Here is a 12,147-nt window from a genome sequence, read left to right as displayed (position 1 = left end):
CCGCTCATGACCACCGGTTTCTCCGGCGACCCCGCGTCGCAACCGATGAAGCAGCGCGTGTTCGCGTTCGCGCTGATGTGCGTCGGGTTCTTCATGGCGACGCTCGACATCCAGATCGTCGCGTCGTCGCTGCGCGACATCGGCGGCGGCCTGTCCGCGAGCCAGGACGAGCTGTCGTGGGTGCAGACCGCTTACCTGATCGCGGAGATCATCGTGATCCCGATGTCGGGCTGGCTGTCGAAAGTGCTGTCGACGCGCTGGCTGTTCGTCGCGTCGGCGGTCGGCTTCACGATCACGAGCATGCTGTGCGGCCTCGCGTGGGACATCAACTCGATGATCCTGTTTCGCGGGCTGCAGGGCGCGCTCGGCGCCGCGATGATCCCGACCGTGTTCACGACCGCGTTCGTGCTGTTCCCCGGCAAGCAGCGGATCGTCGCATCGACGACGATCGGCGCGCTCGCGTCGCTCGCACCGGCCATCGGCCCCGTGATCGGCGGCTGGATCACCGATCAGTGGTCGTGGCACTGGCTGTTCTACCTGAACCTCGCGCCGGGCATCGCCGTCGCGGCGCTGGTGCCGCGCTACGTGCACATCGACAAACCCGACCTCGGACTGCTCAAGCGCGGCGATTATCTCGGCATCGTGCTGATGTCCGGTTTCCTCGGCTGCCTCGAATACGTGCTGGAAGAAGGCCCGCGCAAGAACTGGTTCAGCGATCACGTGATCGTCGCGTGCGCATGGATCTCCGGGATCTGCGGCTTCCTGTTCATCGTGCACGCGCTCACCGCAAAGGATCCGATCGTCGATCTGCGCGCGCTCGCGGTCCGCAACTTCGGGATCGGCAGCCTGCTGTCGTTCGTCACGGGCATCGGGATCTTCGTGACGGTGTTCCTGACGCCGCTGTTCCTCGCTCAGGTGCGCGGCTTCAATTCGCTGCAGATCGGCATCGCACTGCTGTCGGTCGGCGCGTTCCAGATGCTGGCGCTCGGCGCGTATGCGTTCGCCACGCGCTTCGTCAGCATGCGCGTGCTGCTCGTGTTCGGGCTCGTGTGCTTCGGTCTCGGCTGCTATCTGTACACGCCGATCACGCATGACTGGGGCTGGCGTGAGCTGCTGCTGCCGCAGGCGCTGCGCGGGATCGGCCAGCAGTTCAGCGTGCCGCCGATCGTCACGATGTCGCTTGGCTCGCTGCCACAGTCGCGGCTCAAGTCGGCGAGCGGCCTGTTCAACCTGATGCGCAACCTCGGTGGCGCAATCGGCATCGCGGTCAGCGCGACGATGCTCAACGACCGGCTGAATTTTCATTACCTGCGCCTCAACGAGCACGTGACGGCCGGCCAGCCGCAGATCGCCGCGCTGCTCGACCGGCAGACCGCGTACTGGATGTCCGTTGCCGGCGACACGCTGAACGCCGCGCAGTCCGGACTCGCGAACCTCCATCACCTGATCTATCGCGAAGCGCTGACGCTCACCTATGCCGATGCGTTCTATGCGCTGTCGCTGTGTTTCGTCGTCGCGCTGGCCGCGGTGATGTTCTCCGAACCCATTTCAGCGGGCGCGCCACCGCCGGACGCGCACTAAGGAATTCACCATGAAGAAGCTTCTTGTCGCAGTCGCCGTCAGCGTGTTCGCCGCCGGCTGCGCGGTGCAGCCCGCGCAGCATCCGGCGCTGCACGAGTCGGTCGAAACGCTCGCGCCGGCCGCATGGGACACCGACGTGCCGCATGCCGATGTCGATGCCGCCACGTGGTGGGCGCAGTTCCGCGATCCCGTGCTCGACCAGCTGATCGCGACCGTGCTCGACGGCAATCTCGACCTGAAGGCGGCCGCCGAGCGCGTGCAGCAGGCGCAGGCGCTGACGGTGCAGAAACGCTCGGTGCTGCTGCCCGAACTCGATGCGACTGCGCACGGGGCCTACACGCGCCAGAACACGCCGCCGCCGCTCGGCTACGTGAAGCAGGCCGGTGCCGGCCTGGCGCTGAGCTGGTCGCCCGATGTGTTCGGCGGAGAACGGCTCGATCTGCTCGCCGCGAAGGCCGAACTCGTCGGTCAGAAACATGCGGAGGACGCGATGCGGCTCGCGCTCGCGGCCGACACCGCGTCGGCCTATGTCGACCTGCGGTGGGCGCAGCAGGAGCTGCGGATCCTGCAGGACAACGCGCAGATCCGGCAGCGCGCGCTCGACCTGACGCGCAAGCGGCAGGCGTTCGGGCTGTCGACCGAACTCGACGTCACGCGCGCGCAGAACCAGCTCGATGCGCTCGAAGCGCGCATTCCGCCGACGCAGGCGCAGATCGCGCATCAGCTGAACCTGATCGCCGTGTATTCGGGCCGTACACCCGAGTCGGTCGATCGTCTCGTGCTCGCGCAGGCGGCCGACATTCCGGCGCCGCCGGCCGGCACGCCGCAGACGCTGCCGTCGCAAGCGCTGCTGCGCCGGCCGGATGTGCTGACCGCGTATGCGCAGGTCGAACGCCGCGCGGCGCAGGTCGGCGTCGCGAAGGCCGAGCGGTATCCGAAGTTCTCGCTGAACCTGTCCGACGGCATTCTTGCCGCGTCGTACCTCGGCCTGCCGACGCTGACCGACAACCTGTTCAGCGCGGCGTTGAGCGCGACGAGTCCGATCTTCAATGCGGGGCGCATCACGGCCGACATCGCGCAAAGCGAAAGCCGGATGCGCGAGTCGGAACTCGGGCTGCGGCAGACGATGCTGCAGGCGCTGCGCGAAGTCGAGGATTCACGCGCGGATCTCGTCAGCACGACCGCGGCGACGCAGCGGCTGAACAGCGCGCTCACCGCGTCGGACAAGGCGCTCGATCTCGCGAACAAGCTCTACAAGGGCGGTGCGACGGATTTCCTGGACGTGCTGTCCGCGCAGGAAGTGTATCTGCGCGATTCGGATGCGCTCAATCAGGTACGCCGCGAACATGCGCTGTCGGCGGTCGCGCTGTATCGGTCGCTGGGCGGCGGGTGGAGCAGGAACGATGCGGCGGATGGCGCGAAGGCGGAAGCGGTCGCAGCGAATTGATCGATCGTGGCAATGGGAGCCGCGCGTGACGCGTCGTGCAGTGATGCGCGGCGGGCCGTCCGGGGGTGGCCGGAACGGCCCGTCATGCCGGAATGCGGTGTTACCGATCCAGCGGTCGCGTGCCGCTTATTGCGGCGGACGCTTCAACTTCACCCACTGCTGCACCGACGGCCGCTCCCACTGCGTACGCGCGTAGTCCGCGAGGCGCGGCGGCACCGGATCGTCATTCAGCACGAGACGGTTCAACATCACCGCGAGGTCGACGTCCGCGATACACCAGTCGCCGCAGAGATTTGCCGCGCCCGGCGCGAGCAACTTGTCGGCGGCGGTGAACAGTTTCTGCGCGGCGGCCTGCGCGAGATTCGACAGCGGCTCGCTGGACGGCCCGTAGAACAGCACCTCGGTCGAACGCTCGGTGCGGATCGGCATCAGGTCGCTGCGCAGCCACGCCTGCACCTGCCGCGCTCGCGCGCGCAAGCGACTGTCGGCCGGATACAGCGGCGCGCCGGGGAATGCGTCATGCAGATACTCGGCGATCGCCGACGATTCCGACAACGCGAAGTCGTCGTGAACGAGCGTCGGCACGCGCTGCGTCAGCGATGCCGCCGCGTAGTCCGGCGCGAAATGCGCGCGATTGCCGAGGTCGACGGTGATCATCTCGAACGGCAGCGATTTTTCCTGAAGCGCGACGTAGACCGACATCACGTACGGGCTCGTGTATTCCGAATCCGCGTAAAGACGGAGGTTCCCGTTTTGCACTGCTCTCTCCTTGTTCATTTGCACCAGGGCATGGGCGCGTGCGACAGGCCGACGCGCCCGAGGAAGCGACAAGCAAGTGAATGCCGCGACCAACCTGCAGGAGTGTAGCAACGCGCAGCCGGGCTGCGTGTGACGGTTCGAGACGTGAACGCCCGCTATTCGGGCCACCGGTACCCGATCACGGTGTCGAGCGGATAGGCAAGCTCGCGCACTTCTTCGAGCTGATTGCCGCCGAACAGGTAGACGTTCTCGTCGTCGTGGCGCAGATAGAACCCGACGTGCCCCTTCCAGCTCGCCGGGTCGTCGCGCGTCAGTACCGCGATGCAGCCGTAGACCGGCCGCTCGAGCACCCTGCCCCATTCGAGCCACGACCGCGCGAGCGCGGAGCCCGTGCCGCGGAAGCCCGCGTGCGTCATGCACCAGTTGAGGAACGACGAGCACCACGAGATCTTGTCGTCATAGCCGACGAGGTTCGTGTGGTTGTTGTACTCGACGATGCGGGGATTCGTCTCGCCCGCGGGGAAACGACGCACGCCGCGCTCTCTCATCGCGACAGGCATCCATACCGGTTGGTGATCGACAGTCATGTGCGTGACGTCAGGATGTTGTTTGCGAAATCGTCGCCGATCTGCGCGCGGATGTCGAGCAATGGTCGGTGCATGCACAGTTCCGCATGGCGGATGCGTACCGGATGCAAACATGACGCCCGACGCCGAACGGCCCGTTCGAATGGTCGCGACGATGACCGACCAACAGGTACGGATCGTGCGGTCGCATCGTCGTGCGACCGCGGCAATGCATGACGTCCGCATCGCATCGAGCGCAGCGAGACGTCGCGTCGTGCCCGATTGCCACGGATACCGCCGGATGACGGCATGTGATGACCACTGCGATCCGTCTTCGGATCGGGCCCATTGCGTTACAAACGGCCGACAACGATAGCGGCATAACTATGCAGTCACTTAACACGCGTTATTTGGGGTCTCAAAGAAATCATCTTTTACACACACTTACAGTACCGGCCCGGCGACTTCACTAGTCTGAATTGACTCGCAGCGCCGCTTCCAGGTGTGCCTCGGCGAATGACTGCGAGCCGTCAACACGGTTGCAAGACCACATTCAGCAAGGCCTGCGGTAGAGGGGCCAATCAGGTGGCCGGCCCAAGCCGGCCCGTTCAGACAGTGTGTCGATCCGACGAACGCTCGGAGCGGATGCACTGCGGACAACCAGCGACACAGGTGGGCCGGGGCCAGCGCGCACGCGTTCGTGCGCAGCGGCACCGGCTTGCTTTCGACGACGGCGCCCGGCGCTGATGCCCGCACCGGGCATGCGATGCGTTTCGTCCGCTCGTTCGCGCGTTTGCCTTGCAGGAGAGCCTTATGTCTGACCAGCAACTCGACAACCGCCCGCCCGAGAGCGTCCCCGGCGCGCCCGCGCCGCATGGCGCCCCCGTCGCGCGCCGCCCGTCCGCCGTGCGGCGTCCGCTGTGGCACCTCGCCGTGCGCTCGGTCGGCTACGGCGTGGTGCTGTTCGTCGCGTGGGTCGTGCTGACCATCATGTTCCCGAACATCTTCACGCGCTCGTCGGAACGGGCCGTGGTCGACAGCCAGGTGGCGCTCGTCACGTCGCCGGTCGAAGGCATCGTGATGCAGCAGCTCGTCGCGACCGGCAAGCCGTTCGCGGCGAACCAGCCGCTGATGACGGTGCAGAACCCGAACATCGATCGCGCGTTGCTGATCGACCTCACCGGCAAGGCGCTCGACAACCAGCAGCACTACGACGCCGCGCGTGCGCAGCTCGCGGGCGACGAGAGCCAGCTCGCCACCAACGGCCACGACCTGCAGCGCTACCAGAGCGCGTCGCAACAGGAACACGCGGCGAGCATCCGCGCGCTGCAGGCACGGCTCAATGTCGCGAAGGCGCAGGTCGACCAGCAGGCCGACGTCGTCAGCCGCAACCAGGCGATGCAGGAGGCCGGTGCGGTCAGCGAGGCCTACACCAATGCATCGCGCTACCAGTTGTCGATCCTGTCGAACGCGAAGGCCGCGGCGGCCGCCGAGCTCGATCACGCGACGGCCGACGGCAATGCATCGCGCAACAAGGTCTACGCGTCCGCCAGCGACGGCTCCGTGTCGTCGCTCGAGCAGCACGGCCGGCTGCTCAGCGCGGACATCGTGCAACTGAAAGCGCAGATGACACAGTACGAGTCGTACGGCCAGTCCGTCGGCAAGATGATCGATGCCGAGAAGGCGCGGCTCGACCGGTTGTCCAATCTCAAGATCGGTTCCAGCGAACCGGGCGTCGTCGAAGACGTGGTCGCTCCGCCCGGTACGCGCGTCGCGGCTGGCGCGACGCTGATCCGCGCGAGCAACTGCGGGCAGTCGCGCGTCGTCGCCGTGTTCCCGCGCAGCCTGAGCGACGAACTGCTGCCCGGCACGCGCCTGAACGTGCGGATGGACGGCGTGCCCCGCGCGGTGCCGGCGTCCGTGTCCGAGGTGCTGCCGCGCGCGTCCGACGGCGAGCAGGCGCGCTACTTCGTGCCGTTCCCGCCGATCGAGAAGAACGAGATCTACGTGATCGCGAAGCTCGACCGGCCGCTGTCGACGCTGCCCGTCGGCACGCGCGCCGATCCCTCGGACAGCTGCGCGATGGGCCGCTGGGCAAAGGTCAGTCTCAACCAGAGCTGGCTCGGCAGCAGCGTGTCCGACTTCGTTCCGGACGACGTGAACTGGCAAGCCGGCTTCCGGTCGTTCGCCGATCACGCGCAACCGTGGTTCGACGCGCTGGGCGCGGCCGCCGGCCACGGCCTGAACTGGCTGCGCAGCCAGTTGTCGTAGCGCCGCGTGCACCGGGACCGATGCCGATGAAGCTGCCCGTCATCCACCATCTACGCAAGATCGCCTGGATCGTGATGCTGCCGCTCGCGCCGCTGATGTTCGCCGCGCCCGTTGCGTCTGGCGCCGACAACGCACCACCGTCGCCGCAGCGCGCGGACCTGCTGGCGTCAGGCTGCAAGACGCTCGCCGACCGCGTCGCGGCCGTGCCGGGCTCGGGGCCGGTGTTCGTCGACAGCTACGAGGCGGTGCCGGGCGGCCCGCCGCTCGCGCCCGCGCTGACGCATGCCGCGTTCGTCTACGACAACGCGCTCGCGAGCATCGCGCTGGTCGCGTGCCATCGCCCCGACGACGCGCGCCGCATCGCCGACGCGTTCCTGCAGGCGAGCACGCAGGACCGCCACTTCCACGACATGCGGCTGCGCAATGCGTACCGCGCCGGCGCGCTGCCGGCCGGGCCCGCGCCGCTGCCCGGCTGGTGGGACGAACCGAGCAAGCGCTGGTTCGAGGATGCGTATCAGGACGGCACCGCCACCGGCAATGTCGCGTGGGCCGCGCTCGCGCTGCTGACCGTCCATGAAGCGACGCACGAAAAACGCTATCTCGACGGCGCCGCCGCGCTGATGGGCTGGGTCGATCCGGGCCGGCTCGATGCGACGTCGCCGGCCGGCTATGTCGGCGGCGAGTTCGGGTATGAGCCGACACAAATCCATCAGGGATGGAAATCGACCGAGCACAACGTCGATACGTACGCGGTGTTCCACTGGCTCGCCGATCGCACCGGGGACGCGCGCTGGCGTGCGGCCGCGGATCGGTCGCGTGGATTCGTCGCGGCGATGTGGGATGCGCAGCAAGGCCGCTTCCTGATCGGCACGCGCGACGACGGGCATAGCCCGAACGTCGGCCCGTCGGCGCTCGACGCGTCACTGTGGCCGCTGCTCGCGATTCCCGACGCGCCACCGGACTGGCGACGCAGCCTCGCATGGGTCGACAGCGCGCATCGGATCAACGGCGGCTACGGTTTCAACGCGCATCCGGACGGCGTATGGACCGAAGGCACCGGTCAGGCAGCGCTCACGCTGCAGGCGGCCGGCCAGGGCGACAAGGTGCGGCCGCTGTGGGCGCTGCTGCTGTCGCAGCGCGCGCCGTCCGGCCTGCTCTATGCGACGCCCGACGCGCGCATTCGCACGGGGCTGTCGATCGGGCCGACGTCGAAGACCGAGGATTTCTATTACTTCCATCTCCCGCACCTCGGCGCGACCGCATGGGCCGTGCTCGCGGCGGCCGGGTGGAATCCGTTTCGTCCCGGGGGATGCCTGCCCGGTGGCAGTTGTCCCGGCGGCGGCGCTCACGCGCAGGTCGCGAACGGGAACTGAGTCGGCGCTGAAGCGCTGACAGCGTCGAGTGAGACCGAGTACGAAGCATGGGGCCGGAGCCGGTGCTGAAGCACAAGCGCCGGTCGACACAAGCGCTGAAGCATCAACAACTTTGCATGGGATCGAACCAGGCGCCCGGTTCGGTCGCCATCTGTTCGACAGGAGCAACGATGTTCGATTTCTTTCTCGCAAGCCGATCCCTGCTCGTCATCAACGGCGGCGTGCTGCTGATCGTGTGCGTGCTCACGCGGCTCGGCAAACGCGAGCGCGCCGTCGATCGCATCCTGTTCGGCGGCGTCGCCGCGACGCTGCTGCTGACGTACATGGTCTGGCGCGTGACGCAGACGCTGCCCGACCCGCGCATGGATTTTCCGAGCGTGTGGGCGCACGTCTTCTTCGGCTTCGAGTGCATCGCGCTGCTGTACACGCTGATCTCGATCGTCGTGCTCACGCGCACCAGCGATCACACGCCCGACGCCGATGCCGGCGAAGCGCGGCTGCGGCGCGCCGCGAAAGTGCCGCGCGTCGACATCTTCATCGCGACCTACAACGAAGGACTCGAGATCCTCGAGAAGACCATCGTCGCGGCGCTCGCGATCGACTATCCGGACTTCCGCGTCTGGGTGCTCGACGATACGCGCCGCGACTGGCTCAAGGCGTTCTGCGAACAGGTCGGCGCGAACTACGTGACCCGCCCCGACAACACGCATGCAAAGGCCGGCAACCTGAACAACGGGCTGCATCGCAGCGCGCAGGGCCCGGAAGGCGGCGCGCCGTACATCATGGTGCTCGACGCCGACTTCGCGCCGCACCGGAAGATCCTGATGCGCACCATCGGCCTGTTTGCCGATCCGAAGGTCGGCGTCGTGCAGACACCGCAGTTCTACTACAACGCCGATCCCGTGCAGTACAACCTGCGCTCGACCGAGTGCTGGGTCGACGAGCAGCGCGCGTTCTTCGACGTGATGCAGCCGGCCAAGGATGCGTGGGGCTCGGCGTTCTGCATCGGCACGTCGTTCGTCGTGCGCCGCGATCTCGTCGACCACATCGGCGGCTTCCCGACCGGCACCGTCACCGAGGACATCCACCTCACGTACCGGCTGATGCCGCACGGCTACGTGACGCGCTGGCTCAACGAACGGCTGTCGGTCGGGCTGTCCGCCGAAGGGCTGGCCGAATACATCAGCCAGCGCAGCCGCTGGGGGCTCGGCACGATCCAGGTCGCGTTGACGCCCGACGGCCCGCTGCGCGGCCGCGGCTATACGTTCATGCAGCGGCTGCATTACGTGCACGGGTTGCTGCACTGGCTGAGCCGGCCGTTCACGCTGATGCTGCTGCTCGGGCCGCTGCTGTACTGGTATTTCAACGTGCCGACGCTGTACGGCGAGCCGATGCAGTTTCTCGCGTACGGGGTGCCATCGCTGATCGCCTATTGGGGCTACAGCATGTGGATCACCGGGAGGCGCGCACTGCCGATCTTTACCGAGGTCACGCAGATCGTCTGTGCGATGGCCGTGAGCGCGTCGCTCGCGAGCGCGATCCTCCGGCCGTTCGGGCGGCCGTTCAAGGTCACGAACAAGGGCCTCGACCGCTCGAAGCTCATCATTCACGGCAAGTTCGCGGCGCTGTACGGGAGCTTGATCGTGCTGTCCGCGCTCGGGCTCGGGCATGCGCTGACGAGCGATCCTGATGCGCCGGGGCTCGTGTTCAATTCGGCGTGGACCGGAATCTCGCTGTTGCTGTATCTCACGTCGCTGCTGGTATGCGTGGAATTGCCTCGGCCGCGCAAGGAAGAACGATTTCCTTATCGCGTGTCTGCGCGATTGCGTATCGGCCAACAGGAATACGCGGTGACGACGCACGATCTGTCGTGCAATGGCGCGGCCGTGATCACGCCGCAAGCCGGTTCGCTGCCGGTCGATGCCAAAGGCGCGCTGTGGCTCGCGCAACTCGGCTGGATCCCGTGCCGCATCGTGCGCCGCCAGGGCCGCCTGCTCGGCGTCGCACTGCATGTGGATACCGCGGCGCGCCACGGGCTGATCCGCATGCTGTTCGGCGATCCACCGCACAACATCGCAGCGCAGGGCCAGCCGAAGCTGGCGATCTCGCGCCTCATGCAGCGCGCGCTGTCGGACTGAGTCCGGCTTCTCGCTGCCCTTCTTTTTCTCGCTCTGGAATCGTCGATCATGCGTAGCCTTCCGTTCCCTTCTCCGCCGATACGCATGCTGCCGCTGGCGCTCGTCGTCGCGCTCGCCGCCTGCTCGATGGAGCCGACTTACCAGCGGCCCGATGCGCCGATTCCGTCCGCTTATCCGACCGGCGCGGCCTATTCGACGCCGGGTGCCAATGCCGGTCAGCAAAATGGTCCGGCGGCCGCCGATCTCGGCTGGCGGCAGTTCTTTGTCGATCCGCAGTTGCAGCAGCTGATCGCGCGTGCGCTCGCCAACAACCGCGATCTGCGCATCGCGACGCTCAATATCGAGGCGGCGCGCGCGCAGTACCGGCTGCAACGCGCGGCGCAGTTTCCGCAAATCGACGCCAACCTCGGACTCAACAGCCAGCGCGTGAGCCCGGGGCTGCGCGCGCCGGGGCAGTCTGCGTTGATCAACACGTTTACTGCCGGCGTCGGGCTGACCGATTTCGAGATCGACCTGTTCGGACGCGTGCGCAGCATGAGTCATGCCGCGCAGGAGCAATATCTTGCGACCGTGGAAGCTCAGCGCAGCGTTCATATCAGTCTCGTGGCCGAAGTCGGGAATGCCTATCTGACGCTGATGGCCGATCGCGCGCTGCTCAAGCTCGCGCAGGACACGCTCAAGAACCAGCAGGACGTCGCCCAGATGATCCATCGCGGCAAGCTCGCGGGCGGGATGGCGCAGCTCGACGAGCATCGTGCCGATACGCAGGTGCAGACCGCGCAAGTCGCAGTCGAGCAGTACACGCGGCAGGTTGCGCAGGATGAGAACGCGTTGACGCTGCTGATCGGCGGCGGCCCGCTGCCGGCCGGCGTGACGAATGCGATGCCGCTCGACAACCCGCATCTGCTGGCGGAGTTTCCGGACGGGCTGCCGTCGACGCTGCTGGAGCGCAGGCCGGACATCATGGCCGCCGAGCATCAGCTGATTGCCGCCAATGCGAACATCGGCGCGGCACGGGCGGCGTTCTTTCCGAAGATCTCGCTTACCGGGATGCTCGGGGTCGCGAGTGCCAGTCTCGCCGGGTTGTTTTCCGGCGGGGTCGCGTGGGTTTTCGCACCGCAGTTGACGATGCCGATCTTCGATGCGGGACGCAACAGCGCGAATCTCGATCTCGCGACGGTGGAGAAGGACGTGAATGTCGCGAACTACGAACGCACGATTCAAAGCGCATTCAGGGAAGTCTCGGACAGCATGGCCGCGCGGACGACCTTCGAACGCGAGGTGAAGGCGCAGCAGACGATGATCCACGACGTCAGCGAAACCCAGCGGCTCGCGCAGATGCGGTTTCAGAATGGGGTCGACGATTACTTCGGCGTGTTCGATGCGCAGCGGCAGTTGTTTCAGGCGCAGCAGTTGTTGGTGACTTACAAGCTCGCCGGGTTGACTAGCCGGGTGGAGCTTTACAAGGCGCTGGGCGGGGGTTGGGTTGAATCGACTCAGGCCGCGCCGCCAGCGCAGCCCGTGGCGAGGACTCAGCCTGCGCCGTCAGCGCGGCCTGTCGCGAGTCCGTCGAGCGCTGTGACCAAGCCCGCTGCGACTGCGCAGCCGCATGTGACGTCGGTTGTCGTGACCGAGCCGGGTACGGAAACGCGTCCGAGTGTGGCGACTCAGTCGGGCGTAGCGGCGCAGCCAGGCGTCGCCGCGCAACCGAGTACGACTGTACGGTCGAGTACGGCGACTCAACCGGGAACGGCGGCGCTATCCGGACCCACACTGCAGCAAGGGGCGGTGCGAACTGCCGCGCCGTCAGTGACTACGACACGCTCGGTTGATTCGTCCGGCGTCACGGCGATAACCGAGACAACTGTCACGCCTGGCACCACGGGTGGTGTCGCAAGTCCCGGACATTAATGGACACCTGCCATCTCCGCCAAAGGCCACGAACTTTGCAGCGACCGATGTCGGGATGCGATGTTATCGGGCCGCTCGCGAGCAGTTGATCAAACCGCAGT

8 protein-coding genes are annotated in these 12,147 nt (G+C 66.8%); 6 read left to right on the top strand and 2 right to left on the bottom strand.

Features of this window, described 5'->3' with window-relative positions; genetic code table 11:
* Window positions 1–6 precede the first annotated feature (6 nt).
* A complete protein-coding gene (locus ACV229_RS21715) occupies window positions 7–1,581 on the top strand; it encodes a DHA2 family efflux MFS transporter permease subunit (RefSeq protein ID WP_448085164.1) in 1,575 nt (524 codons plus the stop codon).
* Window positions 1,582–1,591: 10 nt separating this feature from the next.
* A complete protein-coding gene (locus tag ACV229_RS21710; RefSeq protein WP_448085163.1) occupies window positions 1,592–3,028 on the top strand; it encodes an efflux transporter outer membrane subunit in 1,437 nt (478 codons plus the stop codon).
* A 126-nt stretch (window positions 3,029–3,154) separates the two neighbouring features.
* On the opposite strand, the gene yfcF is transcribed toward ACV229_RS21710, so the two are convergent.
* The gene (yfcF, locus tag ACV229_RS21705) at window positions 3,155–3,787 is read right to left on the bottom strand and encodes a glutathione transferase (RefSeq protein WP_448085162.1); all 633 of its coding nucleotides are present in this window, start codon (window positions 3,785–3,787) and stop codon (window positions 3,155–3,157) included.
* Window positions 3,788–3,942: 155 nt separating this feature from the next.
* Window positions 3,943–4,374, bottom strand: a complete 432-nt coding sequence (locus tag ACV229_RS21700; protein ID WP_448085161.1) for an NlpC/P60 family protein — start codon at window positions 4,372–4,374, stop codon at window positions 3,943–3,945.
* Between the two features lie 792 nt (window positions 4,375–5,166).
* On the opposite strand from ACV229_RS21700, the gene ACV229_RS21695 reads away from it, so the two are divergent.
* The 4 genes from ACV229_RS21695 (at window position 5,167) to ACV229_RS21680 (ending at window position 12,046) form a co-directional block, all read left to right on the top strand.
* The gene (locus tag ACV229_RS21695; RefSeq protein ID WP_448085160.1) at window positions 5,167–6,624 is read left to right on the top strand and encodes an HlyD family secretion protein; all 1,458 of its coding nucleotides are present in this window, start codon (window positions 5,167–5,169) and stop codon (window positions 6,622–6,624) included.
* Between the two features lie 26 nt (window positions 6,625–6,650).
* Window positions 6,651–7,997: a hypothetical protein gene (locus ACV229_RS21690; protein ID WP_448085159.1), complete on the top strand. Its 1,347-nt coding sequence runs from the start codon at window positions 6,651–6,653 to the stop codon at window positions 7,995–7,997.
* 170 nt (window positions 7,998–8,167) lie between these two features.
* Complete coding sequence (locus ACV229_RS21685; protein ID WP_448085158.1) at window positions 8,168–10,135, top strand: glycosyltransferase; 1,968 nt, start codon at window positions 8,168–8,170, stop codon at window positions 10,133–10,135.
* Between the two features lie 48 nt (window positions 10,136–10,183).
* Window positions 10,184–12,046: an efflux transporter outer membrane subunit gene (locus ACV229_RS21680; RefSeq protein ID WP_448085157.1), complete on the top strand. Its 1,863-nt coding sequence runs from the start codon at window positions 10,184–10,186 to the stop codon at window positions 12,044–12,046.
* The last annotated feature ends 101 nt before the right edge of the window (window positions 12,047–12,147 follow it).

The sequence above is a fragment of the Burkholderia sp. MR1-5-21 genome (assembly GCF_053427715.1).
Note: the sequence above shows the minus strand (reverse complement) of the source record. Positions and strands in the feature narration are given on the sequence as shown.